Origin of the sequence: Streptomyces sp. NPDC058246 (genome assembly GCF_042881985.1) — a bacterium.
Classification (GTDB): domain Bacteria; phylum Actinomycetota; class Actinomycetes; order Streptomycetales; family Streptomycetaceae; genus Streptomyces.
Map to the genome: position 1 here is coordinate 82,512 of NZ_JBHVWZ010000025.1, position 26,312 is coordinate 108,823.

The 26,312-nt window shown below is 70.0% G+C and carries 23 protein-coding genes and 9 pseudogenes; 19 read left to right on the plus strand and 13 right to left on the minus strand.

Annotated elements, in window-relative coordinates:
• Positions 1-409: 409 nt before the first annotated feature.
• Complete coding sequence (locus ACFVXA_RS29710; protein ID WP_383908823.1) at positions 410-2,314, plus strand: ArnT family glycosyltransferase; 1,905 nt, start codon at positions 410-412, stop codon at positions 2,312-2,314.
• Between the two features lie 135 nt (positions 2,315-2,449).
• Here ACFVXA_RS29710 and ACFVXA_RS29715 read toward each other — a convergent pair.
• Positions 2,450-2,587 (minus strand): annotated as a pseudogene (locus tag ACFVXA_RS29715) (IS256 family transposase); the annotation flags it as partial.
• A gap of 101 nt (positions 2,588-2,688) precedes the next feature.
• Here ACFVXA_RS29715 and ACFVXA_RS29720 point away from each other — a divergent pair.
• The 3 genes and pseudogenes from ACFVXA_RS29720 to ACFVXA_RS29730 all read left to right on the plus strand — a co-directional run bounded on the left by ACFVXA_RS29720 (position 2,689) and on the right by ACFVXA_RS29730 (position 4,115).
• Positions 2,689-3,392, plus strand: a pseudogene (locus ACFVXA_RS29720) (transposase).
• On the plus strand, positions 3,389-3,811 hold the full coding sequence (locus ACFVXA_RS29725; RefSeq protein WP_383908828.1) for a hypothetical protein: 423 nt from the start codon (positions 3,389-3,391) through the stop codon (positions 3,809-3,811). Before ACFVXA_RS29720 ends, ACFVXA_RS29725 begins: the two are co-directional and overlap by 4 nt.
• Positions 3,812-3,929: 118 nt before the next feature.
• Positions 3,930-4,115, plus strand: coding sequence for a hypothetical protein (locus ACFVXA_RS29730; protein WP_389468531.1), 186 nt, complete (start codon positions 3,930-3,932; stop codon positions 4,113-4,115).
• 26 nt (positions 4,116-4,141) lie between these two features.
• Here the strand turns inward: ACFVXA_RS29730 and ACFVXA_RS29735 are convergent, their stop codons facing one another.
• The gene (locus tag ACFVXA_RS29735) at positions 4,142-5,923 is read right to left on the minus strand and encodes a PucR family transcriptional regulator (RefSeq protein WP_383743945.1); all 1,782 of its coding nucleotides are present in this window, start codon (positions 5,921-5,923) and stop codon (positions 4,142-4,144) included.
• A 277-nt stretch (positions 5,924-6,200) separates the two neighbouring features.
• Here ACFVXA_RS29735 and ACFVXA_RS29740 point away from each other — a divergent pair.
• From ACFVXA_RS29740 to ACFVXA_RS29780, 9 genes and pseudogenes are all read left to right on the plus strand, one after another.
• Positions 6,201-6,365, plus strand: a pseudogene (locus ACFVXA_RS29740) (general stress protein); the annotation flags it as partial.
• A gap of 106 nt (positions 6,366-6,471) precedes the next feature.
• Positions 6,472-6,627 carry a hypothetical protein gene (locus tag ACFVXA_RS29745; RefSeq protein ID WP_383744048.1) on the plus strand — a complete coding sequence of 52 codons (156 nt, stop codon included), beginning with the start codon at positions 6,472-6,474 and terminating at the stop codon, positions 6,625-6,627.
• A 17-nt stretch (positions 6,628-6,644) separates the two neighbouring features.
• Positions 6,645-7,115: pseudogene (locus ACFVXA_RS29750) on the plus strand (DnaJ C-terminal domain-containing protein); the annotation flags it as partial.
• Positions 7,112-7,519 (plus strand): chaperone modulator CbpM, encoded by a 408-nt coding sequence (locus ACFVXA_RS29755; protein ID WP_390027624.1) that lies wholly within the window; start codon positions 7,112-7,114, stop codon positions 7,517-7,519. The pseudogene ACFVXA_RS29750 and the gene ACFVXA_RS29755, both read left to right, overlap by 4 nt.
• Positions 7,516-8,367 (plus strand): AAA family ATPase, encoded by an 852-nt coding sequence (locus ACFVXA_RS29760; protein ID WP_390027627.1) that lies wholly within the window; start codon positions 7,516-7,518, stop codon positions 8,365-8,367. The genes ACFVXA_RS29755 and ACFVXA_RS29760 overlap by 4 nt, the downstream gene beginning before the upstream one ends.
• Positions 8,364-8,822: a thioredoxin gene (gene trxA, locus ACFVXA_RS29765; protein WP_390027629.1), complete on the plus strand. Its 459-nt coding sequence runs from the start codon at positions 8,364-8,366 to the stop codon at positions 8,820-8,822. The genes ACFVXA_RS29760 and trxA overlap by 4 nt, the downstream gene beginning before the upstream one ends.
• A 6-nt stretch (positions 8,823-8,828) precedes the next feature.
• A complete protein-coding gene (locus tag ACFVXA_RS29770; protein WP_362030951.1) occupies positions 8,829-9,089 on the plus strand; it encodes a UBP-type zinc finger domain-containing protein in 261 nt (86 codons plus the stop codon).
• Positions 9,089-10,870: an FAD-dependent oxidoreductase gene (locus ACFVXA_RS29775; protein WP_389935112.1), complete on the plus strand. Its 1,782-nt coding sequence runs from the start codon at positions 9,089-9,091 to the stop codon at positions 10,868-10,870. Before ACFVXA_RS29770 ends, ACFVXA_RS29775 begins: the two co-directional genes overlap by 1 nt.
• Positions 10,871-11,046: 176 nt before the next feature.
• Entirely contained in the window at positions 11,047-11,151 is a 105-nt protein-coding gene (locus ACFVXA_RS29780) for a hypothetical protein (RefSeq protein WP_383743930.1), read from the plus strand.
• Positions 11,152-11,422: 271 nt separating this feature from the next.
• Here ACFVXA_RS29780 and ACFVXA_RS29785 read toward each other — a convergent pair.
• Together ACFVXA_RS29785 and ACFVXA_RS29790 are read right to left on the minus strand one after the other, a co-directional pair.
• A pseudogene (locus tag ACFVXA_RS29785) lies at positions 11,423-11,630 on the minus strand (ISNCY family transposase); the annotation flags it as partial.
• Positions 11,631-11,839: 209 nt separating this feature from the next.
• On the minus strand, positions 11,840-12,535 hold the full coding sequence (locus tag ACFVXA_RS29790; RefSeq protein WP_390027632.1) for a DUF1931 family protein: 696 nt from the start codon (positions 12,533-12,535) through the stop codon (positions 11,840-11,842).
• A gap of 558 nt (positions 12,536-13,093) precedes the next feature.
• On the opposite strand from ACFVXA_RS29790, the gene ACFVXA_RS29795 reads away from it, so the two are divergent.
• A complete protein-coding gene (locus ACFVXA_RS29795; RefSeq protein WP_390027635.1) occupies positions 13,094-15,268 on the plus strand; it encodes an FUSC family protein in 2,175 nt (724 codons plus the stop codon).
• 75 nt (positions 15,269-15,343) lie between these two features.
• Here ACFVXA_RS29795 and ACFVXA_RS29800 read toward each other — a convergent pair whose 3' ends face one another.
• Positions 15,344-15,586: a phosphate-starvation-inducible PsiE family protein gene (locus tag ACFVXA_RS29800; RefSeq protein ID WP_390027638.1), complete on the minus strand. Its 243-nt coding sequence runs from the start codon at positions 15,584-15,586 to the stop codon at positions 15,344-15,346.
• Here ACFVXA_RS29800 and ACFVXA_RS29805 point away from each other — a divergent pair.
• From ACFVXA_RS29805 to ACFVXA_RS29815, 3 genes and pseudogenes are all read left to right on the plus strand, one after another.
• Positions 15,569-15,769, plus strand: a pseudogene (locus tag ACFVXA_RS29805) (LacI family DNA-binding transcriptional regulator); the annotation flags it as partial. The gene ACFVXA_RS29800 and the pseudogene ACFVXA_RS29805 sit on opposite strands and share 18 nt — an antisense overlap.
• Positions 15,770-16,003: 234 nt before the next feature.
• Positions 16,004-16,930: a LuxR C-terminal-related transcriptional regulator gene (locus ACFVXA_RS29810; protein ID WP_390027640.1), complete on the plus strand. Its 927-nt coding sequence runs from the start codon at positions 16,004-16,006 to the stop codon at positions 16,928-16,930.
• Positions 16,931-17,058: 128 nt separating this feature from the next.
• The gene (locus ACFVXA_RS29815; protein ID WP_390027643.1) at positions 17,059-18,357 is read left to right on the plus strand and encodes an alpha/beta hydrolase; all 1,299 of its coding nucleotides are present in this window, start codon (positions 17,059-17,061) and stop codon (positions 18,355-18,357) included.
• A gap of 128 nt (positions 18,358-18,485) precedes the next feature.
• On the opposite strand, the gene ACFVXA_RS29820 is transcribed toward ACFVXA_RS29815, so the two are convergent.
• The gene (locus ACFVXA_RS29820) at positions 18,486-19,286 is read right to left on the minus strand and encodes an inositol monophosphatase family protein (protein ID WP_383908857.1); all 801 of its coding nucleotides are present in this window, start codon (positions 19,284-19,286) and stop codon (positions 18,486-18,488) included.
• Positions 19,287-19,538: 252 nt separating this feature from the next.
• Between ACFVXA_RS29820 and ACFVXA_RS29825 the strand changes: the two are divergent.
• A pseudogene (locus ACFVXA_RS29825) lies at positions 19,539-19,652 on the plus strand (transposase); the annotation flags it as partial.
• 294 nt (positions 19,653-19,946) lie between these two features.
• Here the strand turns inward: ACFVXA_RS29825 and ACFVXA_RS29830 are convergent.
• Together ACFVXA_RS29830 and ACFVXA_RS29835 are read right to left on the minus strand one after the other, a co-directional pair.
• Positions 19,947-20,711 (minus strand): SDR family NAD(P)-dependent oxidoreductase, encoded by a 765-nt coding sequence (locus ACFVXA_RS29830; protein WP_390027646.1) that lies wholly within the window; start codon positions 20,709-20,711, stop codon positions 19,947-19,949.
• 27 nt (positions 20,712-20,738) lie between these two features.
• Positions 20,739-22,028 (minus strand): MFS transporter, encoded by a 1,290-nt coding sequence (locus ACFVXA_RS29835; RefSeq protein WP_390027649.1) that lies wholly within the window; start codon positions 22,026-22,028, stop codon positions 20,739-20,741.
• On the opposite strand from ACFVXA_RS29835, the gene ACFVXA_RS29840 reads away from it, so the two are divergent.
• A complete protein-coding gene (locus ACFVXA_RS29840) occupies positions 21,988-22,128 on the plus strand; it encodes a hypothetical protein (RefSeq protein ID WP_384400206.1) in 141 nt (46 codons plus the stop codon). The genes ACFVXA_RS29835 and ACFVXA_RS29840 overlap by 41 nt on opposite strands.
• A 48-nt stretch (positions 22,129-22,176) precedes the next feature.
• Here the strand turns inward: ACFVXA_RS29840 and ACFVXA_RS29845 are convergent, their stop codons facing one another.
• The 5 genes and pseudogenes from ACFVXA_RS29845 to ACFVXA_RS29865 form a co-directional block, all read right to left on the minus strand.
• Complete coding sequence (locus ACFVXA_RS29845; protein WP_390027651.1) at positions 22,177-22,761, minus strand: TetR/AcrR family transcriptional regulator; 585 nt, start codon at positions 22,759-22,761, stop codon at positions 22,177-22,179.
• Between the two features lie 705 nt (positions 22,762-23,466).
• Positions 23,467-23,961, minus strand: a pseudogene (locus ACFVXA_RS29850) (IS701 family transposase); the annotation flags it as partial.
• A gap of 20 nt (positions 23,962-23,981) precedes the next feature.
• Positions 23,982-24,764, minus strand: coding sequence for a class I SAM-dependent methyltransferase (locus tag ACFVXA_RS29855; protein ID WP_390027654.1), 783 nt, complete (start codon positions 24,762-24,764; stop codon positions 23,982-23,984).
• A gap of 42 nt (positions 24,765-24,806) precedes the next feature.
• Positions 24,807-25,252, minus strand: a pseudogene (locus ACFVXA_RS29860) (transposase); the annotation flags it as partial.
• Between the two features lie 588 nt (positions 25,253-25,840).
• The gene (locus tag ACFVXA_RS29865; protein WP_390027657.1) at positions 25,841-26,302 is read right to left on the minus strand and encodes a hypothetical protein; all 462 of its coding nucleotides are present in this window, start codon (positions 26,300-26,302) and stop codon (positions 25,841-25,843) included.
• Positions 26,303-26,312: the final 10 nt, after the last annotated feature.

Consider the following 26,312-nt stretch of genomic DNA (forward strand, 5'->3'; position numbering starts at 1 on the left):
TCCGCGCCACAGTGCCCCTGTCGCCGACCGCGATGCGGCTGCCCGGCGAGGTGTGCCCGCCGGGCGCGTCGCTCGTCGTGCCGCTGCCGGTGGTGGCCGCCCGCACCGCGGCCGGGCCGAGCGGCATCCGATCGGAGGGGGCGAGAAGCCGTGACCGGCTCCCGGCGCCGCCGGCGTCGCTCGCGTCGGCGGGCCGGCGCCGTCGACCACCGCGGCGTGTGCACGGGCCTCGACGGCCACTCCGCCACAGCTTCCACCCCAACCGGTCTGCCGCCAGCGGCACGACCACCGACAGTCTGTCGGACGGCGTATCGCTGGACGGCACGCATCAGCAACGCCTGCGGCTTCCGGCCGACCCGCCGCCTGTAACCCGTCGCCCCGCCTGACCACTGATCCAAGGACCTCCGCCATGGCCACCATCCCCACCGACCAGACCACCGGCTCCCACAGCGGCCACCGGACATCGCACCGGCGCGGCAGCCGGCCGGAAGCTCCGGCGAGCTGGGAACGCCCGGCGCTGGCCGCGGTGCTGGTCGTCGCTGCGCTGCTGTACGGCTGGGGCATCGGGCACGCCGCGATTCACCCCTACTACGGTTCGGCGATACGGTCGATGGCCGCCAGTTGGCGGGCCTTCTTCTTCGGCGGTCTGGACCCCAGCGGTTCGATCACCCTCGACAAGCTGCCCGGCGCCTTCTGGCCCGAGGCCATCAGCGTCTGGATCTTCGGTCCCAGCACGTGGGCGGCCGCGCTGCCGCAGGTCGTCGAGGGCGTGCTCACCGTGTGGCTGCTCCACCGGATCGTACGGACCTGGGCCGGGCCGTTCGCCGCGCTGATCGCCGCCCTGACGCTCACCTTCACCCCAATCACGGTGGTCCTCAACAGGGCCACCATCCCGGACACCGCACTCACTCTGCTGCTGGTGGCAGCCGCCGGAGCCCTGCAGAAGGCTGTACGGACCGGGCGGCTGCTGCCGCTGATGACCTGTGGCGTCTGGGGCGGGCTGGCCTTCCAGACGAAGATGCTGCAGGCATGGCTGGTGCTGCCGGTCTTCGCCGTCGTCTACCAAGTCGCCGCGAGCGGCCTACCGTTGCGACGTGCCCTGCGCCTGCTGCTGAGCGGTGCGGTCGCCCTGGCCGTCTCCTGCTCGTGGGCGCTGCTCGCCTGGGCGACGCCCGCCGCGGACCGCCCGTACGTCGACGGCACCTCCAACAACAATCCCTTCAGCCTGGTCTTCGGCTACAACGGCCTGAGTCGCTTCAGCGACGATGACACCGCGTTCGGTGCCATTTCGGGGACCGCCGCCAGCCGGACCTCCGGAAACACCGGCTGGGGAATGCTGGTCAACCACACCGTCGGCCCACAGATCGCCTGGTTCCTGCCGCTCGCCGCGCTCGCCGCCGTGGTGGCCCTGGTCTGGCGCGCCCGCGAACCGCGAACGGACCTTCTGCGTGCCGGATTCCTCCTGTGGGGCGGCTGGCTGGCCGTGCACGCCGTGGTGTTCAGCGTCTCCAACGGCAACCACCCGTACTACACGGCCGTGCTCGCACCGGCGATCGCCGCGCTTACCGGGGGCGGGCTCGCCCTCTTCCGGTCCGAGTACGAGGCAGGCGGTCGGCGGCGCGTGTGGCTGCCGTCGGCCATCCTGCTGACGGTGGTCTGGGCGCTGGTACTCGACGTGCCGACCCTGTTCGCCTCCTGGCTGCTGTTGCTCGCCGTGGGCCTTGCGATGTGCGGCACACTCGGCCTGTGGACCAGCGGGTCACACACCTCCCGAGGGATGGTCCAGGGCTCCCTGGCCGCCGGGATCACGGCCACTCTGCTCCTGCCCGCAGGCTGGGCCGCCTCCTCTCTCGACCCGCTCTACGCGGGCGCCTCCACCTCGCCCACAGCCGGCCCGGTCGGCAAGGTCTACCACAACGCCCTCCACGACCGATCCGCACTCCGCCGGGTCGGGCTCGACCAGCCCAGCGACCGCGACACCTCCCTGCTCGACTACCTCACCGCACACCACCACGGCGAGAAGTACCTGCTCGCCACCCAGGCCGCCTACCCCGCGGAGCGCCTGCTGCGCGCCCAGTCCCAGCCCATGCTCGTCATGGGCGGATTCACCGGCAAGACCCCCTTCCCCACCGCCGATCAACTCGGCAGCCTGGTCACCACTCACCAACTCCGGTACGTACTGCTCACCCCGCTGCGGCCCACCACCCCGGCCACAACCTGGGTGAAGTCCCACTGCACGCGCATCCGCTCCGGGGCCTACGGATGGCGCACCAAGGGCAGCTTCCGCCTTTACGACTGCAGTCGGCAGGGCTGAGGCACGACGCCGTCGATGGATTCGGCCGGTCGGCGCGGGCGCACGCCCGACACCCGCGCACCTCGCCTCCGAGTGTGGCCGCGGTCTGCGGGCTCGGGTGTGTCAATTTAACGGCGGATCTTGGTTGTTGAGTGGTCAGTTGTTGCTCGGGGTCAGGCGGCCCTCGAAGGCGACCTGGAACGCGTTGTGGGGTGCTTTCCAGCGCATGGTCCACCGCTTGCGGCCCTTCCCCGTCGGGTCCAGGCTCATCAGCGCCATGTAGATGCACTTGAGAGTGCGGGATGTGGCGTTCCGCCGGTCTTGTCATCGCTCGATGGTGTGGCGTTGGGGCATCGCTTCCGGTCAGGGGTTCGGGGGTTCGCTTGGGTTATGGCATGAGCATGAACAAGCCGTACCCGAGCGATCTCACCGATGAGCAGTGGGAGCTCGTCGAACCCGTGATCACGGCATGGAAGGCCCGGCATCCGTCAGTCAGCGGGCATCAGGGGAAGTACGCGATGCGGAGATCGTGAACGCGATCCTCTACCAGAACCGCACGGGTTGTCAGTGGGAGTTCCTGCCCCCGAGCCTGGTGCTCCTGGACACGCAGAGCATCCACGTGGCCGTCGGAGTCCCGGCCACGACGACGGGCCGGGATGCCGCGAAAAGGGTGCCGGGCAGGAAGAGATGCCTGGCCGTGGACGTGTTGGGGCTCGTCGTCGCGGTCGTCGTGCTCGCGGCCTCCGCGCACGAGAACACCGCCGGCATCGCCCTGCTGGACCAGGTCGCCGGGCAGAGCGGCAGCGTGAAGAAAGCCCTGGTCGACCAGGGCTTCAAGAAGAAGGTCGTCGAGCACGGCAAGAACGTGGGCATCGACGTCGAGATCGTCGAGCGCAACCCGGACGACAAGGGCTTCGTTCCGCAGGCCAAGCGGTGGATCGTGGAGCAGACGAACGGGATCCTGATGTTCTACCGCCGTCTCGTACGCGACTACGAACACCGCCCCGCCTCCTCCCGCTCCCGCGTCCTGTGGGCGATGACCTCCGTCATGAGCCGCCGCCTCACCGGCCGCACCATCGCCTCTTGGAGGACCGCATGAGCGAGAACCCACAGGTCAAAGCGGTCCTGGAACAGATCCAAACCCGCGAGCGCGAACTGGCCGACCAAGCCGAGCAGTTCCGGGCCCGCATCGAAGAACTCACCCGGCAGCTCGGCGAACTCGACACGGAGAGCGAGAACCTGCGCATCACCCGCAAGACCCTCCTCACTCTCCCGCTGCCCTCACCCGCCACCGCGCCGGACCGTCCCGACATCCCGGACCACCCCGCCTACCAGCAGATCCTCACCGCCCTGGCCGACGCGGGCCGACCGATACGCGCCCGCGACCTCTGCCAGGCCCTCGACCTGCCGATCCTCCCGAAGAACACCGAAGGCATCCGCTCCAAACTGAAACGCCTGGTCAGCCGTGGCATCCTCATCGAACCCGAACCCGGCTTGTTCGCCCGCCCCAACGCCTGAGGACCATCCCCCACCCGCGACCAGGGATCCTTCCCCAACCTCAACCACGAAACGGACAAGAACTCACGTTCCGCACTCTGAGATCTCTGGCGACGTGGAAGCAAGGTCCCGTGCAGCAGTGCGAGATGCTCAGCGTGGGATCACCGAGCCTCTGTACGATCTGAAGGCCAAGCACCTCGCCGTCCACTCGGGCACGATCGACGACCACCCCATCGGCGACAGCGCCTCGCCGATCTTGGTGAGCATGGCGATGTTCAAGATCGTTCGAGTGACCAGTGAGCAGCCCTCGCCTTCGGGTAGCTGAGGTGTGCGCCTAGTTCCGGCAGGGCGTCAGCCGGGTCCACCCAGTACGATCTTCCACACTCGGGTCGCTACCTGGAGGTTGAGCCGGTCCTCGACGTTCGCGAGGTCGTTGCCGCTGATGTCGCGGATGCGCTGAAGCCGATAGCGCAGCGTGCTGCGGTGGATCGCGAGGGATTCGGCGGTCTCGTCGTAGTTGCCGCCGCAGTCGAAGTACCGGGACAGGGTCTCCACCATGGCCGTGTGGTGCTGGGAGTCGTAGTTGATGAGCTGCCCGAGCCACTCGTGGACGAACGTCTCTAGTTCCCGGTAATCGTTGCCGGGTCCCAGGATGCGGTAGAGGCCAAGCTCGTCGAAGAACGTCGTGCCGTAGCGCTCGCGGGAGTGGCGCCGCACTTCCAGGGCGCGCTGCGCCTCCTGGTAGCGGTGGGGGATGTCGGCCAGGGAGTCGCAAGGGGCGCTCACTCCGATCGTCCCGGACCGTGTCCCGGTCTCCCGGGCGAGCGCCTCGTACAGCGCGCGGGCGTGCGGCCTGGCGTCGGCGACCAGGACTACGTGGTCGGAACGTTGGGTCAGCAGCGAGTGCATGCCCACGGCAGAGGCCGCCCGGCCCACCATCTGCGCGAAGGAATCGCCCGGAGTCCGGTTCGACCACTGCACCACGACGATGTAGTGGCTGCGGTGCAGGTCATGTCCGACTGCCTCGGACCGGGCGTAGGCGCTCGCCTCGTCCGTCCCTGTCAGGAGGTCGTCGACCAGCTCGCGGTGCAGCCTCAGCTCCACTTCGGCCAGACTACGCAGGTGCGCCAGCTCCAGGGCGAGCGACGTGGCGGCGTGTTCCAGCGCGAGCACGGTGTGCTCGTCGGCCTCGCCCCGGGCATCGACCAGGGCCAGCACGCCCAGGATCTCGCCGTGCGGGCGGACCAGGGTGATCAGCCGGTCCTTTATCCGCACCGGCCCGGCCTCCCGGGCGACGGCGTGCAGCATTTCGTCCTGGCGCACGGGGTCCGGTTCCGGATAGGGGTCGGGGCGGCTGGGGCCGGTCCAGGACCTCAGCCGACCGAAGCGGTCTTCGACCAGCGTGGGGAGTCCAGTGAGCCCGTGCAGTGCGTGGGTGATGGCTCCCTCGCCGCCGCCCGAGGCAGCGACGTCGGCCATGAGCGCGTGAACGGCCTGCTGGAATCCCAGCTCAGCCGCGACGTAGATCAGCTGCCTCTGGAGAGCTGTCCGTTCCTCCCTCAGCCGGTACAGCTCCAGCGCGTCCTCGCGTTGGCGGCGGTGTGCGAAGGCGACTGACAGAGCAGCAGCCGTGTGCCGGACGAGCGTGACGAGCAGGGATCGCTCGGCCTCGGTGGGCCGGGAGCGGGACGTCACCACGAGGTAGCCGTGGAGTCCCTCAGCACCGCGCAGCCCCAGGGCCTGGCCCCAGGACCGGCCGGGTACGGCCACAGGGCCGTCTTGCCCGGCCAGCTCCCGCACCCTCCGGCCCACGGCCAAGGCATGGATCTGCCCGTTCCTCGGGCTGGGGACCAGGTCGCCGTCCACCTTGAGGTATCCGGCCTCGGCGCTGTATGGCCCTGCGGCGGCTATGTGGTCCATGGCCAGGCGCAGGATCTCGCCTTCGTCCGGGGTGTCGAACAGGGCGCGGGAGAGCACCATCAGTTCATGGAGGGCATGGTCGGCTGGGGTGGGAACGGGGGAGCGGGGCCCTCTCCGCGCGGCCGTGGGGTGCTGCCTGGCGCTGCCCTGCGGAAGGCTGCCCTGCCGGTCGGAGCGGCGGCGGTAGAGGTCGTGTGCCCGGCTGCCGGCCATGGGATCACTCCGTTCTCCCCGAGTCGGCGGAACACGTTCCGGGGCCGGCCGGCCATGGGATTATTCCCTTCCCCCGAGCCTGCCGAGAGGTGACAGCGACCCTCCTGTACACCCCTCCGTCCAACTTACCCGAGATGTTCGGAGTCTTCGGCTCGTGCTCGCGGGGCGACGGGCTCAGTTGTTCTTTGACCCGCCGGGAGCAGGCGTAGAGCTGCTCGCTTCGCCAGTCTGGGGCTGCCGGGGGCCGCCGAGCGTACCGGCAGGAAGGGACTGGGCGATGACCGAGCAGCCTCGTAGGCCCGCTGCCACGTATGAGACGTACCAGGAATCCGAACGCGCCGTCGATCACATCTCGGACCAGGGGTTTCCTGTGCAGAGGATGGCCATCATCGGCCAGGACGTCCGCCTCGTCGAGCATGTCATCGGCCGTACGGACTACGGCAGGGCCGCCCTGCACGGAGCGGCGAGCGGCGCCCTTCCCGGTGCGCTGATCGGCTGGCTCTTCGGCCTGGTCGACTGGGTGGACCCCCTTCGTCTCCGCCCTGCGCATGGCCTTCTACGGCCTGATTTTCGGAGCGGTCGTGGGCGCCCCGTTCGGCCTGTTGCTGTACGCCCTGCAGGGCGGCCGCCGGAACTTCGCCTCCGTCCGCTGGGTGCAGCCCAGCCGGTACGACGTCGTCGTGGGCGAAGCCGTTGCCGACTAGGCCGTACGGCTGCTCCCCTCACCGGTCCCACCGGGCACCCGCGGCGGTGCGAGGTCGACGCGCCGCCGGGCGTCACCGACGGGCAGCGCATCCGGCTGGCGGCGAGGGCGGCCGGGGCAGGGGGACCGCCCCTGCGGGCGACCTGGCCCTGCGAGTGCGTATCCAGCCCCACCCCCGGTTCCGGCTGGACGGCCGTGACGTGCACGTCCAGGCCCCGGTCGCCCCCTGGGAGGCGGCCCTGGGTGCGACCGGGCCGGTGCCCGCCCCCGACGGCGGCACGGCCAAGGTCACGGTGCCCGCGGGCTCTTCCAGCGGCCGGCGGCTGCGGCTGGCTGCTCGGCGAGGGCATGCCGAACCCGCGCGGCGCGAACGGCGACCTGTACGCCGAACTCCGCATGGTGGCGCCGCCCGCCCTCGGCGACCGGGAGCGCGAACTGTTCGAGGAGCTCGCCGCCACCTCCTCGTACGACCCCAGGAGGACGCGATGAACGACCGACCCGCGGGAGCGGCGGGCATCGACCGGGACGGCGTGGGCACCCGTCCGATACGGACGGGTGTCGACGTCACCGCCTCGGCGGCTGTCCGGTATGCGCTCGTGCCCGCCTCCAGGCTCTCCCTGGACGACGTGGCCCGTCGCTCGGGCCTCCGCCCCGATCTGATCCGCCGGTTCGTCGCCCTCGGCCTGGTCGATACCGAGCGCGACGCCGAGGGGCACCTGGTGTTCGACCCGACGGCCCCGGCGGTCCTCGCCCGCATCCAGCAGCTGCGCTCCGGACTCTGCTTCAACTACGCGTCCATCGGCCTGGTGCTCGACCTGCTCGACCGCATCAGCCTGCTCGAAGCCGCCCTCCGCGGCCGCGGCACGAGGAGTGAAACACCCTCATGGACATGAACCGACTTACCCAGAAGTTCCAGGAAGCCCTCCAGGAGGCACAGACCGCGGCCGTCCGCATGGGGCAGACCGAGGTCGACGGAGAACACCTGCTGCCCGCACTTCTTGATCAGGTGGACGGTCTGATCCCGCGGTTGCTGCAACAGGCGGGCACCGAGCCGAAGGAACTGCGCGGCGTACCGCCCGGATACGGCGGCTACGAGGAAGGCGGCCGGCTCACCGAGGCCGTACGCCGCAAGCCGTACTCGGTTGTGCTGTTCGACGAGATCGAGAAGGCGCACACCCATGTCTTCAACACCCTGCTGCATATCCTCGACGACGGCCGCATCACCGATGCTCAGGGCCGCACCGTCGACTTCCGCAACACCGTGATCATCATGACGTCCGACATCGGCTCCGAGCACCTCCTCGACGGCGCCACCGCCGAGGGTGAGATCAAACCGGACGCCCGTTCCCTGGTGATGGGCGAGCTGCGCGGGCACTTCCGCCCGGAGTTCCTCAACCGCGTCGACGACATCGTGCTGTTCAACCCGCTCGGTGAGCGGCGGATCGAGCGGATCTTGGAGCTGCAGTTCGACGAACTGCGGCAGCGGCGCGCCGAACGCCGCATCACCGTCGAACTCACCGACGCTGCCCGGGAAGTGACCGCCCACCAAGGCTACGACCCGGTGTACGGGGCCCGGCCGCTGCGGCGTTACATCTCCCACGAGGTCGAGACACTGGTCGGACGCGCCCTGCTGCGCGGCGACGTCCAGGACGGCGCGACGGTGCGCGTCGACGCCGAGCACGCAGAGCTGGTGGTCACCTGCGACCAGCCCGGGGACGTGAAGGGAGCGCGGGCGGCATGACCACGATGCAGGCGACAACCGTCAGTTGTCCGAACTGCGGGCGCACCAACCGGGTGCCCGTGGCCGCGGAGGGCCGCCCCAAGTGCGGCCACTGCAAGCAGCCCCTACCGTGGATGGTGGACGCGGGCGATGACGACTTCACCGAGGTCGCCGAGCGGGCCGACGTCCCCGTCGTGGTCGACCTGTGGGCCACCTGGTGCGGCCCCTGCCGCACGGTGAGCCCCGCGCTGGAGAAGGTCGCCGCCGATCTCGCGGGAACGATCAAGCTGGTCAAGGTCGACATCGACAAGCACCCGCGCCTGGCGCGGCGGTTCGAGGTCCAGGCGGTACCGACACTGCTCGTCCTCGACAACGGACAGACCATCGCCCGGCAGGCGGGGGCCGCACCCGCCCCTGCCCTGCGGCGGTGGGTGGAGCAGTCGATCGCGGGCCGCGAACCGGCCGGGAAAGGATGATCGGCCATGACCGTACCAACCGACCCCCACCTCGCCCTCGTACGCCCCGTCACCCCGCGCGCCCCGGGGTGCGAGGAATGCCTGGCCACGCGTTCCCCCTGGGTCCACCTCAGGCTCTGCCTGACCTGCGGCCACGTCGGCTGCTGCGATTCCTCGCCGAACCGGCACGCCCGCCGTCACGCCGCCGCCGACGGCCATCCGATCGTGGCGTCGCTGGAGCCCGGCGAGGACTGGCGGTGGTGCTTCGTCCACGAGACGTTCGTGTGATGCCCAGCGACGAGACGCGGCCGGGCGCAGCGCCTGTGCCAGACGAAGCGGAGGAGAGCGTCCCCTTCGAGACGCCAGACATCTACGGCGCCTACCCCCGCCTGCCGGACGACCAGATGGCACGCCTGGCGCAGCATGGCCGGAGGCGCACGGTGGACGCCGGTGACGTACTGATCCGGGAGGGGGAGCGGTGCGAGACCTTCTACGTCGTCCTCAGTGGCTCGGTCGCCATCGTCGAGGGCTACGGCACACCCGGCGAACGCCTGCTGCGTGTGCACGGCCCTGGCCGCTTCATCGGCGAACTCGGCCTCCTGAACGGACAGGTGGCCTTCTACACCGCCGTGGTCAGGGACCCCGGCGAGATCCTCACGCTGTCCATGGATCAGCTGCGTGACCTGGTGACCCGGGACTCCATCCTTGGTGATGTGGTGCTGCGCGCCTGCCTGGGCCGCCGCGCCCTGCTCGTCGGGCAGGGCGCCGGTTTCCGCATCATCGGCTCGCGCTATTCGCCCGACACCCGACGGCTGCGCGAGTTCGCCGCCCGCAACCGGCTGCCGCACCGCTGGATCGATCTGGAAACGGATGAGGAGGCCGAGGCGCTGCTGCGCCGCTTCGCGGTCAGTCCGGAGCAGACGCCGCTGGTGATCTGGCGGGACACGACCTTGCTGCGCAATCCGAGCAACGCCGAACTGGCCCGGTTCATCGGCCTGCCGCCCCTGCCGTCGGGCAACGGCCGCGGCGATCTCCTGATCGTCGGCTCCGGTCCGGCCGGTCTCGCCGCCGCGGTGAACGCCGCCTCGGAAGGCCTCGGCACGACCGTGGTCGAGGCGATGGCCACCGGCGGCCAGGCCGGGACGTCCTCCCGCATCGACAACTGCTTCGGCTTCCCCTCAGGCATCTCCGGCGCCGAACTCACCGAGCGCGGGGTGCTCCAGGCGGGCAAGTTCGGAGCCCGCATCAGCGTCCCGGCGGAGGCGGCCGGGCTCGAACCGCGGGACGGCCACTACGCCGTCAGGTTCGCCGACGGCAGCGAGATCACCGCTCGTACCGTCGTCCTGGCCACCGGCGCCCGCTACCGCCGCCTCCATGTGCCCGGCATCGAACCACTGGAGGGCGCGAGCGTCCACTACTCGGCGACCGTCTACGAGGCCCAGCAGTGCCGTACCGACCCGGTGGCGGTGGTCGGCGGCGGCAACTCCGCGGGCCAGGCCGTGCTCTTCCTGGCCGGGTACGCACCGCAGGTGTATCTGCTCGTCCGTGGGCCGAGCCTCGAGGCGCACATGTCCCGCTACCTGATCGATCAGATCGAGCGCCACCCGCGGGTGCGCGTGCTGCTGCACACCGAGATGACCGAGGCGCTCGGCGACAAGGCGCTGGAGGCGGTCACCGTGGTCGACCACCGTACGGGCGAGCATCGCCACCTCGCGGTGCGGGCCCTGTTCGTCTTCACCGGCGCAGACCCTCACACCGAGTGGCTGTCCGGCGCGCTCGCCCTCGACGCGCGCGGCTACGTGCTCACCGGCGCGGAGGCGCAGGCGTGCTCCGTTCCCGAACTGTGGCAGAGCCAGGGCCGCGACTGCCTGACGTTGGAGACCAGCCTGCCCGGCGTCTTCGCCGCCGGTGACGTCCGCAGCGGCTCGGTGAAGCGTGTGGCCTCCGCGGTCGGCGAAGGCGCGATGAGCATCCACTTCGTGCACCGCTACCTGGGCCACACGGCCGCGCACGGCGGCACCGACAGCTCACCGCACACCCGTCCGAAGGAGTCCGCTTGGCTCGCATGACACCCAGGGGGCGACGAGATCACGAGAAGGAGGCGATGGGAATGCCCATGCCGTCCGGCGCCACCGCGGTGGCGCAATGCAGGACAGGCCCCTGGGCTGGGCACGCAATCCACTGACGGAGTTCGACCAACTGCTCAGCGAGATGAGCGGACTGATCGAAAAAGATCAGTGCGCAGATGTCGGACGGGGTGCTCACCATCACCGTCCCCAAGGCCGAGGTCGCAAAGCCCCGGCACGTCGAGATCAGCGAGACGAGTGAAAGCACCGAGAGCAGCGGCTGAGACGCGAGCGCCGCGGTTCCGGGCACCCATCCGGCACCGCGGCCGGGCCGGCGGGCCTCGACACCCGGAGCGGCTTATGAACGACGTCCTATGTCACAACCCCTCACGGCGGCGGAGACGCGGCACGTGGCTCCCCACCGGCTTCCTTTCGGCGCCGCAGACGCCAGGCGCGCAGCAGCCGAAGGGGGAGCAGACCCAGCGGTGCTCGCCGGCCCATGTCCGCCTGGTCCTCGCGGTCGAATGCCCGTGCGTAACGCTTGGCGATCCGCCTGGGGTGCTGGGGCTTGCCCTTGCGGATGGGCCGGGCTTCGGGATCGGCTGAGGACATCAGCCGGTCGGGGATCGTGCGGATCCCCGCAAGCCGCACCGCGGTCTGCTCCAGCAGCCGGCGGGTGCCCGCCGCGGTCTCGGCCAGCTCGCCGACCAGGTGCGTCGGCCGCCCCAAGGGCTGTTTGCCCAGCGCGCGTCGGGCGTTGCTCGCGCTCCACCGCAGGACGAGTTCGACGTGGACGCGGCGCTGCAACGCGGGCTCTGGACCGCCTGGCGCTGCTGGCGGAGGTCACGGCCGCTCTTGGCAGCACCCTGGACGTGGACGAGGCCCTGCGGCGGCCGGCAGTTGCGGCAGCCGAGGAAGCAGAACGCGCTGACGCTGTTCGGCCGTGGCCTGGACCGCCTGGTCCGTCGCCACTCACAGCAGGAGGTCGAAGACGGCTCGGGCCTCGTCCCAGTGCTGAGTCTGGGGGTTCTTCAGGTCGGGGTGGAGGATCTTGAAGCTCTGGGCAAGAGCCAGGCTGAGTCCGCCGATGATGTCCGGATAGGCCGCCTCGGTCTCCTCGTCGGGCGTGCGGTCCAGAGCGGGGTGGGCGGCGAGCTGTTCCAGGATCGGCTTGAGTTCTACTTCCTGGTCGATCTTCTGGAAGTGGTGAATGCTCTCCTGCAGGCCTTTCGTGATCGGTAGGTCACAAGTCCGGATGATGTCGCGCCCGTTGGCCTTGGCAGTGGCCTGGGCGACGGTCAGCAGATCGTAGAGCTTGGCGTCGACGAAGTCGCTGTAGCGTTTGAGATCGTTCTTGTCGACGTCCAGCCCCGCGGCCGCGCGGAAGAACCTTTCGAACCTGGCGATGGACATCACGGTCATGACGGCAACCTCCGGCTGCTGGCGCCGGGGTGGCTCCCGGCCCCTGGGCTTCCCCTTCAGCCTGGCCGACGGGGCGCGGGAACGCATGCGCATGTCGGGCCCAATTAGCCTCCCTGTATTGCCCTGCCAGGCCCAGGCGTCCGACTGCCCGGGTAGTCGGACGGGCCTGCGGATCGACAGCAGGGTGAACACCGCGTCGCGGATCGGCCCCACGTAAAGGGTGACCCTCCGGATGTCGCTGCTCATGAGGCCGAACGCCGCAGTAGCGAAGACGCCAGGGAGGCGCTCGAGAGAGGCCGATGAACAGCAGCCAGGGCCGGTTGACGCGGACCAGCCTGCCTAGCAGCCGCAACCGACCGCGGACTCCGGGCAGGACGTAGTGCGGTGCCTCGCCGGCGTACTGGATCCTCCCGGGTGGCAGTGCGTTGCCGGACTCCGGGATCAGCGCTCCGATTACGCCGAGGGCCGCTCCCCTCAGCCGGTGGGCGGCGCGCATCAGGCTGAGCATGGGCAGCGACAGCAGCGCGATGTGCTTCGGCGAGCTGATCATGGCGATGACGGGGGTGTTGTCCCGGTAGGGCAGGTCCGTCACCCTTCTTCAGCCGCTTCGCGACCTCCGTCGGCCATCCCGGATCGACCACGAGGACGACACGTCGAGCCGCGGCTGCTGGGGGTGAACAGGCGGCGCTGGGGGTGCGGTCATCGATAGCCCTGTACGCGAGGGTGCCAGTTTGTGGGTGTAGGTCGGCTCGGGGTCGCACGGCCGACGCGACCCGGCAGGGCGTTCCGGCTAGGCTCACATCCGTGACGTGGCTGCGGGCCTTCGGGGAGGTCGTGCGATCCGGGCTCACGATCGAGGAGGCGCGGCTGGAGCCCCTGCTGGCGCTGCGCACGGCGGCTGGGGTGGCGATCGTCGTCGGGCCGGCGCTGTGGCTGGTCTCTCCTGCGTATGCCGCGTCCGCCGCCCTCGGTGCCTACTCCGCGGGTGGGGCCACTTTCCAGCGCACCTGGCGTCCACGCAAGGTGATCGCGCTCGGCGCGGGCGCGGGTCTGGCGCTCAGCACCTTCGTGGGCTATCTGGCGGCGGGGCGACTGGTGACGTTCCTCCCGCTGCTGGCCGTATGGGCCTTTGTCGCAGGGATGGCGTGGGCCGTCGGATCGACCGCTGGGATCGTCGCAGCGACGATGGTCGGCAGCATGCTGGTGACCATCACCCTGCCCACGAGCGTCGGGCGAGCCCTGGAGCACGCCGGGGTCATCGCGCTCGGAGGCGTGGCGCAGGCCGTGCTGATCTTGCTGTTCCCGATCCGCCGTTGGGGGGCGCATCGTGACGCGCTCGCCGACGCCCTGGCCGCCGTGGCGGACTACGCCCGCCGGCTGCGGCACGACCCGACCGCCCCGTTCGACCCGGAGCCGTTGATGACGGCCCGGGACGCGGCCGCCGTGACGCCATCACAGGCCCGCACCCGTCCCCCCGTCCTCCACGGCCCCCGGGGACTCGCCGAGCGCATTCGGCCGGTCGTCGCCGCGCTCGCCGACCCGGACGTCGGCGCCCCGGCGGAGGGACCAGGGCGGGACCGCGCGCGGGAGTTGCTCGACGCGGCCGCCGACGTCCTGGACGCGGCCGCCCGTTCGATCCGCCGCGGCACTCCCGCCGAGGTGCCGCCCAGGAGCACGGACGTCCTGCGCGTCGACGAGGACCACGAAGTGCTGGAGGGGCCCGCGCGGCAGGCCGCCGAGCGGCTCGTGGAACTGCTCGGCGAGGCGTTGGAGATCGCCGAGAGCGGCGCGCGCGGGAAGACGCCCACGCCACCCGGCCCCGCGGGCGCCCAGTTCCTGGTGCGCCCGACAATGCTCCGGCTGGTCCCGGTCGTCGTCCGGGCGGTCCGCCGTGAGCTCCGCCGAGACTCGCCCGTGTTCCGGCACGCCGTCCGCCTGGCGGCGGTGGCCACGCTGGGCTATCTGATCGCCGCCCGGCTCCCCCTTGGCCATGGCTACTGGGCGCCCATCGCCTCGGTGATGGTGATGCGGCCGGACTTCCACCGGACGTACGCGCGTGCGGTGGCCCGTCTCGCCGGGACCCTGGCGGGGGTCGCGCTCGCCACCGGGATGGTGCGGGCCCTGGGCCCGGACGCCCATGTGTTCGGCGCGCTGGCGGTGGTCTCGGCGTGCCTGTCGTACATGCTGATCCGTACCGGCTACGCCTACTCCCAGTGCTTCACTGCCGCGTACGTCGTCTTCCTGCTCGGTATGGGCGGCCAGGCGTGGGAGCAGACGGTCCCGGAGCGGGTGGTGCTCACCCTGCTCGGCGGGGCCCTGGCGATGCTGGCGTACGTGGTGTTCCCCGCATGGGAGACGCCCCGGCTGGCGGGCCGGCTTGCGGACTGGCTCGCCGCCAACGGCCGCTACGCCGCCGCGGTGCTCCGCAGCTACGCCGAACCGACCCGGGAGCATCGCGCCGACATGCGCAGGGCACTGCTGGCGAGCAGGGAGGCACGCGCCGCCTGGCAGGAGGCATACGACCGGGCAAGGCAGGAACCGGTCCGCCCCAGGGGTCTGACGTCGCGCGAGGCGCAGGAGGCGCAGGAGGCGCTCAAGGGGTTCGGCCGGGCGGCGATGCTCATGGAGAGCCACGTCCCGCCGGCAGACAGCCGTTTCGTCCCCGAGGCAGAGCGGTTCGCCGAGGCCCTCGAGGCAGATACCGCGCAGGCGGCAGTCGACGTGCGCGAGCACAGGAATCCGGACTGGAGGCGCGTGGAGGAGGCGCTCCACGCGTGGGAGGGCTCCGCCGCCGGGGACCGGAACCCGGTGGTGCGGCGCGGGGCGGAACTGCAGAAGCAAGCCTTGGAGGACCTCGCGACGGCCGTGAGCCGCACACCCCTGGAACGGGATGTCGGCTCCGCTCGCGAGGAGCAGCGGGTGCGGGCGGCCGCGGCGGCGGAAGGTGACGGATCAGGATCCGCGCCCCGGGGTGGGTGACGGCGCCGGCGACGGGGAGCGCCGCGCGTCCTGGAGCGGGAAGTAGTCTCCCGGCCGCGTCGAGCGCCGCCACACCTACGTCGCGGTCGCCAGCACGAGGATCAGCCCCGCCAGGATGACCAGTTCGATCCCCTCGACGTTCCACCGGAAGGACTTCCCCGCCTCGGCCGTCACGATGAGCACCTTGCGGATGCCGGCAATCAGGCCGACGACGAGGAACGGCTCCGCGTCGAGGGTCTGGTTCCTGACGGTCGGGGAGCGCACTTCGCACCGGCACGTCCCGGACGACATCATCGCCGCGCCCGCCGTGCCGGTCACCCACGCAAGAAGGTCTCGCCCTCGGTCGTCAGTTACGTCCTCAACCAGGGCCCACGCCCCGTGGCGCCGGCCACCCGCGAACGCGTCCTCGCGGCGGTGCGCGAACTCGGCTAGCGTCCCAAGAGCGCGGCCCGCGCACTGCGACTGAGCCACACCATGACGCTCGGCTTGGTCGTCCCGGACCGCGGACATCGCCGAGGGCCACCGCTACGCGGCAGCCAACGGCCGTGGTCGGCAAGATCGTCGTCACCGTCACCCACGACTACGCGACGGCGTGAACCGGACAGTCCGTCAGGAGGGGGCCCGAACAACCGAGCTGTCCGCCACCGGGCGGGCATGCTCGTCGACCCCCTCGGACGGGCGGTCGGCGAACCAGTCACGCAGCACGCGTACGACTTTGGCCGGGAGGCGCGGCACATGACCGATCCCGCCGTCACGGCAGCGCAGTCGTCATCGTTGACCATGCTGCTCCACGACGTGCGCCGCGTGGCGGGCGTCGATCTCGCCGTGGGCGCTCTCATGCCCGCCGACGCCGACCACTTCGTCATCGACCAGCTCGTGGGTGTGACCACCGAGGGCCTGCGGGACCTGCGCATCTCCGTCGGCGCGGGGCTGGGCGGCAAGACGATGCTCCTGGCGAGACCGGTCCAGGTCCAGGACTACTGCAGCGCGAGCGGGATCACCCACGACTACGACGACGCCGTACGCCGGGAACGGATCCGCGCTTCCTTCGCCGTCCCGATCCGGGTACCCCGGGGCCCTCGGGGCGTGCTCTGGGGTGGTCTGCGCCAGGAGTGCGTCTTCGGCGACCGGGTCATCGGCGATGTCATGACGGTCGTACGTGCCCTGGAGCGGGACCTGGCCGAGGACCTGGCCCTGAGCCGCCGCCTGGAAAACCTGCGGGTGGCGGCCGGAGGGACGGTCGCAGAGGGCGGGCGTGCGGGCCGGGAGTCGATGACGAGCGTGGCCGAGCGTCGTCGGCTCGTCGGCATCTGCTCGGAACTCGTACACATCGCGTCCTCGATTCCCGACGGACCCCAACGGCGGCAACTCGACGCCCTCGTCCGGCGCTTGACCGACGATGCCATGGACGGCGTACCGGCCGATCCGCCCGTGGCCGCGGCACCGGGCGGTCGACGGGCGGCACGTACGGGCCTGACCGTCCGCGAACGGGAGATCCTCGCCGAGGTCGCGCTCGGCGCGACGAACCGGGAGATCGCCGCGAAGCTCGGCATCGGCGCCGAGACCGTGAAGTCGAGCCTCACGTCCAGCATGCGCAAGCTCGGCGTGCCCAACCGTGCGGCTCTGGTGGCCGTCGCGCTCGGCCGGGAACGCCTGCGCTGACCCCCCGTTCGGGGGGTGCACGCGCACGACGCGTTGCCGTTATACCGGTCGACTCCCATGCTGATCATCACCCCACTCCACCGCTGCCAGTTCTGCTCCGGTCAGCACCACGAGTGACACGATCCAGCATGCGCAACGACCTCGAAGGTCCCGCCGGCACCACCGCCGCCACACCCCCAGCACCAGGACGAGGCCGGACGGGCCGCACGAGGTCGCGAGGCGCCCTCGTCGGTCGCATCGCCCGCGGCGCGCTCCTCGCGGCGGTCCTGATCCTCGCCCTGTTCCTCCTGCTCGGTCAGCTCCTGGCGCTGCTGCCGGTCAGCTGGTGGTCGCCGTTCCTGAACGTCCTGCCGATCGAGATCCCACTGCTCGTCGTCGCCATAGCCCGGGACGCGCTCGGTTCCTGGACCCTCGTGCTGGCGGCCCTGGCCCTGGTCGCGGGCGTCTTCGCACTGCGCCGCCGCGGCCGACGACGACTGCCCCTCGCCCTCTCCGCGATCAGCGGAACAGCTCTGCTGCTGGCCCTCGCCACCACCACCGTGCAGGTCATCTCGGTACACGGCGCCACCGGCCAGTGGTTCCTGTTCTCGCCGGCCACCCCCGCGAGCGCCGTCGGCCGGGACCCCGACCGGACCGTCACCTACGCAACCCTCGGCGGCGAACAGATGAAGGCGGATCTGTACCTGCCGGAGGCCGGATCGGCTACGGCGGTCCCGCTGGTCGTCAGCATCCACGGCGGCGGCTTCATCAGCGGCAGCCGCGGCCCCACCGTCTACACGAGCTGGCTGGCCGACCAGGGATACGCAGTCCTCGACGTCGACTACCGGCTGGCCACCGCCACCGAGCACACCTGGAACACCGCCGACGCCGATGTCGGCTGCGCCCTGACCTGGGCCACCGCGCACGCCGCTGAGTTCGGCTGGGACATGGACCGGGTAGCCACCTTCGGCGGGTCCGCGGGCGGTAACCTGGCCATCAACGTCGCCCACAAGGCCAACGCGGGTACTCTCACGCCCAGTTGCGGCAACGCCGACCAACTGCCCCAGGTCAAGGCCGCGATCGCCTCCTATCCCGCGGTCGACCTGTCGGCCTCCGCGGGCGACAGCGCGTTCGGCAAGGAGTCCGGCGACTGGTACGTCGGCGGCGACCCCGCCCACTACCCGGAGCGCTACGAAGCCGTCGACTCCGCGAAGCAGATCAGCAGGGACGCCCCGCCGACCCTGATCGTCCAGGGTTCCCGGGACCACCTCGTCTTCGCCGACCACACCGAGGGCTTCGCCGACAAACTGACGACGGCAGGCGTCACCCACAGCTACGTCGAACTCCCTTTCATGGACCACGCCTACGACAGTGTCTCCGCCGACATCGGCACCAAGGCCACGCGGGCACTGACGCTGCCGTGGCTCCAGGAGTACGTCGGAGGCTGACGAACTCCTGCTCTCCTGGGCCACGGACCTCTGCGCGGATCCGCAGCGAGAAAGGGCATCCACTGGGGCGGCAGGCCCGTCAAAGTCGCAGCCTGACCCAGCCCGGCGAAACCCATGCGGTCACAGCACTAGCTTCGGCTGCGCATCATCGACATCAGCAGCCCGTGGGTCTCGTCGTCGGCGGCGACTACAAGCCCACGACCTGCCTCACCGATCGGGGCACCGTCGATCCCGGTGACAACGCAGCCAGCAGCCCGGCACAAAGCGATGCCGGCCGCGAAGTGCACGCTCCTGGAGAGGTCGCCGCCATCGGTGACATACGCCGCGCGCTTGCCGGCAGCGACCCAGGCCAGCGCCAGGGTCGTGGACACGACCCGAGGCCGGAAACGTTCGACGAATTCAGGGTGGGCCAGCAGATCCACGGCCCGGAATCCGGGCGCACTCGGGAACGGCGGATCCAGGTTGGCGTCCACCAATCGGGTAGCGGGCGAGGGCGTCAGCAGTGCGTCGTCAGCCCCGTCATGCCGCACCCAGGCGGTCTCCCCGTCGGTGAAGAAGACCTCGCCGCTGAACGGGTCGGCCACCGCCGCCGCCCCATCGAGCAGCGCCACGTTGACGGCCACCAGCATGTTGCCGACGGCGTAGTTCAGCGTGCCGCACAGGGGATCCACCAACCACTGGCGCACAGCGCCGTCGGCGCCCTGCTGTCCGCCTTCCTCGCCGAGCACCGCGTCATCGGGTCGTGCGGCACGAATGACGCCAAGGATCGTCTTCTCAGCCTCCAGATCGGCGGCGGTGGCAAAATCTCCAGCACCCTTGTCGATGCGGTTGAGCCGCTGGCCGTACATGTTGCGGACCACGTCCGCGCCGGCCCGCGCCCCGGCTATCGCGACTGCAGCGTCGTCGGAACTCGCGTAAGAGTTGATCACGCAGTGCAGGCTATCGACGCGAACCGCCACCGACTCGGCGAACCTTCCCGGTCAGAGCACTAACCCAGAAGACCGCCGTCGAACTCGGCCGGGCCGGCAAGTTCTGGATCACCCGCCACCCGCAACCTCACCGCCACCCTCGAACGGCTCCGCGTCGACCGTCAGTTCGTAATCGCTCACTCGCGGCGCCGACCCGCTCCACCGCGCCCTCGTTTTCGGCATCGACGAGAAGACCGCCATCCGCTGCGCGGACTCATGCTGTCCTTTCCCGGCATCGGTCCGCAGATCAGGGCGCGCATCCTCGCCGAGATCGGCGACGATCGCTCCCGCTTCTCCGATGCCCGAGCCCTCAAGGCATACGCCGGCTGAGCGCCCATCACCCGGCCATCGGGTGGCACTTGGACGGCGCCCTGCTTGCTCCATGGTGTCCGAGCCAGGACTCCTGGGCCAAGTCCTCGGGCCCATCTCGTACCGTGATGGCCCCTACCGCGGGATCGCCTCGAAGCTCACCGATGCCGAGTTGGTCACGCTTGCGATGATGCAAGCGATGGTCGGCTTCACCTCCGAGGCCAAAAGGCTCCGCTCCGCCCACTCCCACCTGCGGACCTCTGTTCCCGTAGCGCCCTTGGGCCTGGGGCCGGCGCGCGATCGGGACCGTGGTCAGGCAGCGGCGCCGCCGTCGATGACCAGGTCGCTGCCGACCACGGAGGCGGCATCGGGCGAGGCCAGATACAGCACCGCTGCTGCGATCTCGGCGGTCGATGAAACACGCCCCAACGGGGACACGCTCTTCATCCGAGTGGCACGGTCAGCATCGGTCTCGCCAGGGCGCAGTGACATGGCGGTGGCGGACGGGCCGGGGCTTACCGCGTTGATGCGGATCCCATCGGCGATGTGGTCCAGAGCGGCGGCCCGGGTCAACGCGGAGACGGCCGCCTTGCTGGCGATGTAGCCGGCCAAGCCCGGATTACGGCGGTGTGCACCGAGGTTGGAGGCAATGTTGACGATCGCGCCGCCGGTGGGCTGGTCGCGCATGCAGGCGATTTCGGCCTGGAGACTGAACAGGACACCGGTGAGGTTGATGTCGAGCAGGGCGCGCCAGTCCTCCTCCGGCAGATCGGCTACGGGTGCGCCGCCCCGGAAGACGCCCGCATTGTTGACCGCGACATCGAGGCTTCCGAAGTGTTCGACGGTGCGGCGGACCAGAGCTCTGACGTCTTCGGAGCGGGTTACGTCTGCGGTGGCCGCGGCCGCCGTACCACCCGCCTTCTCGATCAGGGCGACTGTTTCGTCGAGCGATGGGGCGGTGCGTCCGGCCGCGACCACCGAGGCCCCTTCGGCGGCGAAGGCGAGGGCGATGGCCCGGCCGATGCCCGAGCCTGCGCCGGTGACGAGGACGGTCTTACCGGTGAAGCGTGCGGTCATGGTGATGACTCCTTGGTTGGTACTCGGCTACTTGGTGCGGGTACTGAGGAAGGCGGCAGCGGCGAAAGCAACCGCCGTCGCGGCCAGTGAGGCGGTGTCGGAGCCGAGGGTGAGAAGGGCAGCGAGGATGACGGTCGGGCCCAGCTCCATCGCCGTGTTCATGACGCCGCCCGCGAGTCCGGTCTGCTGCGGCTCCACCCCCTCTGTCGCGAGGACAGTGGCCCCCGCGAAGCCGGCGGCTCCACCGACCGGCAGCGTGAGCAAGCCTGGGAGAAGTCCGTACGCGTACGGACTGTGCGGTGCCAGGCCAGTGAGTGCGAGCAGTGCGAGGCCCATCGCGCACAGAGCGAGCCCGGAGGTGGTGACGGCCGATGCCCCGTACCTGGCGATGAGTGGGCCTGTCATGCGGCCCGAGACAATCAGCGCCACCGCGAAAGGAACGAAGGCGGCGGAAGTCTGCAGCGCCGACCAGCCGCGGTCCTGCTGAAGATGAAGTGAGAGCAGGACGAACGTCGTGGCAATCCCTGCGGCGGTCAGACCGATGGCGGCCAGCGCGAGGGCCCGGCGGTGATAGCGGAGGAATCCGAGGGGGAGCAGAGGGTCGTGGGCGCGGCGCTCAGCAATCACGAAGCCTATGAGGAGCGCAGCCCCGGTGAGCAGGGGTGTCAGGACGGCCGGCGCTCCCCAAGGGTGGGCGTCGGTGAGGACGAGGCCGCAGCTGATCAGTGTGATCCCGGCAGTGGCAAGAAGTGCACCCGGCAGATCCAGGGAGCGGCCTCCGCCGGCCGGAGTTGGAGGCAGCAAACGCGGTGCGAGGACGAGGGCGAGGGCGCCCACCACGACCGGGACGGCGAAGGCCAGCCGCCAGGACGCGAGCGCCGAGATAACCCCGGAGAGCAGGTTCCCTGCGGTCGCGCCGAGGACCGAAAGCCCGCCCCAGGTGACCATCGCCCTTCCATACGCAGCGGGTTGGGGGAAGACCGCACGCAGCACGGCCATGGCGGCGGGGGCGGTGAGCGCCGCGCCGACCCCTTGCCCGAAGCGGGCGGTGAGCAAAGTCTCCGGACCCGGGACGAACAGCGCCGCGAGGGACGCCGCCGTGAACACAAGCAGCCCGACGGTGAGGCCGCGTCGCCCACCGAATCGGTCGGCGACGCGGCCGCCGAAGAGCAGCAGGCCGGAGAAGGCCAGCCCGTAGGCGGCGCTGAGGAGAATCAAGTCATCCCGGTGGAGGGAGAACTCGCGGCCGATCCGGGGCAGCGGCACAGTGAGCGAGGTGAGCGTGAAGATCAGCGACATCTGTACAGTGCCGAGCATCGCGAAGGCAGCGCCGGGCGCAGGCGCGATCGAGGTGCCGGCGGTCGTGGTGTTCCAGCTCTGCGTGACAGTCGTTCCCTCTCCCCAAATATTCGACTGAACATTCCATAATTTTCCCATGAAGACCCGCTGTAGGAAGTGGTACTGCTCAGTCCAGCAGCTTCAGTGCCTGCTCGGCCGCGTCCTGCACCCGGCCCGGGTCGTTCGACGCCTTGCCGACCACCCGCAGGCCTTGCATCAGCACCAGCAGCATCCGTGCGAGCGTCCGCGGATCGCGATCCGCGGACAGTTCGCCCTGAGCGCGGGCCCGCACCAGCGTCGAGTGCAGCAAGGTCTCGAAGTGGCCCCAGCTCGCCTCGACCCGGCGGGCCGCCGCCGGGTCGTGTGCACCCAGCTCGGCGGCCGTGTTGGTGACGAAGCACCCTTTGCCACGGTGGTCGTTGGAGCTCGCCTCGGCCGCGAAACGCCGCACCACCGCCCGCACGGTCGGCAGTGCGGGGCCCGGCTGGGACAGTTCGCGCAGAAGGTTCGGATCGCGATTCTCGTTGTACCGGTCCAGCGCCTTCAGATACAGCTCGTGCTTGTTGCCGAAGGTGGCGTAAATGCTGGCGCGCCCGATGCCGAGGTGTTCGACGAGGTCCGCCATCGAGGTCGCCTCGTAGCCGCGCCGCCAGAACAACTCCAGGGCTGACTGCAGTGCGGTGTCCGGGTCGAATTCCTTGGTTCTGGCCACAGTCGGACCCTAGCTAATGTTGAACGAGCGGTCAAATATGTTCTGACGAAACGGCTTACCCAGGATGCCGGCCCCATACTCATCTCAGGCCCTGCTCGATACGTGAGGAACACGAACGCCAGCGGGGCGGCCTGGTAGCAGCCCGCCTCCGCCTTCTCATGCTGGCGACGGGGCCACCTCGTCCGACGGGTTGGGCGGTTCGGGCAACCGTGGCCGGGGCGAGATCCAAGCGGCTGTTCACATCCAGCTCGAACCGCCCGTAGGGGTTCGCGTGGGTCCAGAACAGAGGGGAGAGGGCCCGCCGGTCGGTGTCGGTGAGCGTGTCGGCCACACGCAGGGGCGGCCAGGACCTACCGCATCAGCAGCGTGTTGACGTGGATCAGTAGGACTCCGTTAGGTGTGTCTCGACTTTGGGCTCCGGTTGGGCAGGGGCTGTTGGCAGGTCGTGCAGATGCCGGTTCAGCGCCTGGCTGTGCACGTGAGTTGGGGCTCCGGTCCACTTCGTGTGGTTGCGTGACTCTCGGTTATGCCAACAGGACTCGTTTGCGCAGGAGCTCGCATCCTGCGCGGCCGAACATCTGGCGCTTGAGCATCTTGATCCGGTTGACATGACCCTCCACGACGCCGCAAGTGTCGTCACTCACCCTGTGTACGCGACCACACGAAGTGGACCAGAGCCCAGTCAGACCTCCACCGCCAAGCACCTCAGTGTGTTCTGGAGGGTGTTGAGGACCTGGTAGAGGGTGAGGCTGACGCGGGGACCTTTGGGGGCAGGCGTTGTTCGGTGAGGAAGGCGTGGGCGGCGGTGACGAGGGTGACGTGGTGGTGCCAGCCGGGCCAGGAGCGGCCTTCGAAGTGGTCCAGGCCCAGGCCGTGCTTGAGTTCGCGGTAGTCGTGCTCGATGCGGCGGTGGATCTCGGCCAGGCGGACCAGGTCGGTGATCGGGGTGTTGGCCGGCAGGTTGGACAGCCAGTGATCGATGGGAGCCTCGGCGTTGGCGGGCCATTCGACCAGCAGCCAGCAGCGAGGAGTCAGCAGCCAGCAGTCGGGCAGGATGCCGTCCCGCCAGCCTTGTTCGGCTGAGGCTGCGGCTTTGATGGGGCGCTCGACGGCTTTGCCTGCCGGGCGGATGCGCACGGCGGCGATGCGGGAACGTCACTCTCCTCGTGCGCCTTGCCGCCAGGTCAGAGAGGTGAATGCCGTCAGATCGAGGTGGGCGACTACTGCGTTGAGGGAGCGCGCTGTGCGGTGAGCACGGGCTGGTAGTACCCGCTGGAGGCCGGACTGTGCCAGGCGATATTGGTGAAGCCGGCTCCAGTCACGAACTCTGTCAGCTGCGGGGACGTCAGCGCCCAGCAGGTGCTCCGGCGGACTCGGACATGCCAGGTGCCATCCGCGGGGATGAGCTGGAAGTGCTCCAGGTCGTAACGCTCGCCGTCTTCATGCCAGTGCCACAGCTGGAAGGTGATCACTTGGCCGTCGAGTGTCTCCGAGACCTGGGGAGGTGTCGCCGTGGGTCTGGTCTGGCGCGTCTCGTCGTAGGCCCGGACAGTGATCATCAACAGTCCGTCGTCTCGGAGCACCCGTCTCATGCCGAGGAGTGCCGCCCGGAGATCTGGCCCGGAGAGCAGGTGCGGGAGCGAGTTGTCCGCGCAGAGGACGACGTCGAATGACGTGTCTCTGAACGGCAGTTGGCGCATGTCAGCCGCAGCGGCCGGTAGCCGGCGGCCCCGGGCCGCCGCTTCGGCGGCGGCGCGCGCGGCGGCGACCGGGCTCAGGTCGCTGCCGACGACCTGGTGCCCGGCCAGGGCCAGCCCGATGGCCTGGGTGCCGATCCCGCACGAGCAGTCCAGGACGGTGTGTGGTCCCGCGCCGAGAGATTTGCGGACGAGCCCGCCCAGTACCTCGGCCTGGTAGGCCATGCTCGCATCCCAGTCCCGGAACATCAGGTGGTAGTCGTGGGCCAACTCGTCGTAGAAATTCCGCACGGAGAGCTCGGACATGTATCCCACCGTAGTGCGTGGCCGCCAGGGAGGACGGGCAGTTCAGGCAGCGGCTGCCAGACGTCGGCCGCCCAGCGGAAGCCCTTCTCGCTGCGGATACGGTCGCGTTCGCGGCGTTGGGCGGCCAGCTTGTCGGGGTGGCGGGCGTTCGCGGTGCGCCACCGGAGGTAGGCGTGGAGGGCTCGGGGCTGTGCGGCGTGGTTGCGGTGGTGGGAGTCGGCGATGGTGAACTGCCGCAAGGGTCCGAAGTGGGCCTCGATCGGGTTGGCCCAGGACGCGTACGTCGGGGTGAAGCACAACCTGACCCGGTTCTTCTTCGCCCAGCGCCGGATGGTCTCGCCCTTGTGAGCGGAGAGGTTGTCCAGGATGACGTGGATCGGGGCGCCGTCCGGGCGGGCCGCGCGGATCGACTTCAGGTCGGCCAGGGTGTTCGCGGCGCCCTTCTTCCTGCGGTTGACGGCCCACAGGGTGTCGTCGCCGACGGAGTACCCGGCCCAGGTAGGCGGCGAGCAGTCCTTCCAGCACCGCGCCGAGGCAGACCGGCTGCGGGCGACGCTCGACGGCGGCGGCACCGCGGTCCTGCGTCAGGTGCTGACCGGGATGGGCGGGATGGGCAAGACCCAGCTCGCGGCTGACTACGCCCACACCGCCTGGGCCACCGGCGGCCTCGACGTCCTGGTCTGGGGCACGGCAAGCGCTGCTCTCCGCCACCAGACGAGGCCTCCGCGGGCAACGAGGGCGCCGGGGTGGTCAGGGCCGAAGTTGCGGTCAATGCGATTTACCAGGCGCTGGAGTGGGCGGTTGCGATGCTGATCTTGGCCACTGCCCCCAGGGTCCTTGCCCACCGGGACCACGCCGCACGGGTTAAAGATCAAGCCAGGGCCTGTATCGAATGTGCAAGGTGCCAGGAAGATCATCCGTGTGCGGGACGGCTCAGGGTGTGATCAGGGATTCTTCCGGTATGCCCCTGATGCTCGGGCGTTTCCCAGCTGACAGCGTGAGGAACATGATCTCAACGCGCGTATCACGAAGGGAAATTGTGGGCGCCGCCTTGGCGGGGACAGCCGCGCTGTTCGCTACCGTGGCGCTGCCCTCGAGCCGCGCCACCGCCTCGCCCGCGCCGCTCCCACCGCTCCCGCCGTTAGACCCCACTGCCCTGCAGGCGGCGATCGACGACCTGGAGCACCCGCCGTCGACCGCGGCCCAGTTGCGAGTCGACGGCACCCGCCTGCAGGACAGGCTAGAAGCGGGGAGTCGCCGCACTGCCCGGCCTTGATCAGGAATAACATGGGCTTCTGTCCCTGCTCGACAGCCAGTTTGCCGAGGAAGTCATCACGGATCGAGTCGGCCAGGGCGTGGTAGTGCTCGGCACCGTCGTTCTCCTCCAGGACCCGCGCGGTACGCGCCAGCAGTCGGGCGGAGTGCGCGAAGTAGGACGTGGCGACCAGGCAGGAGGAGGTCATCGCCTGGCCACCGCGATCGGAGCGGGTCATGCTGACCGAATACGACAGCCACGTTTTGACGGTCATTGAAAACATGGCGGTGCTC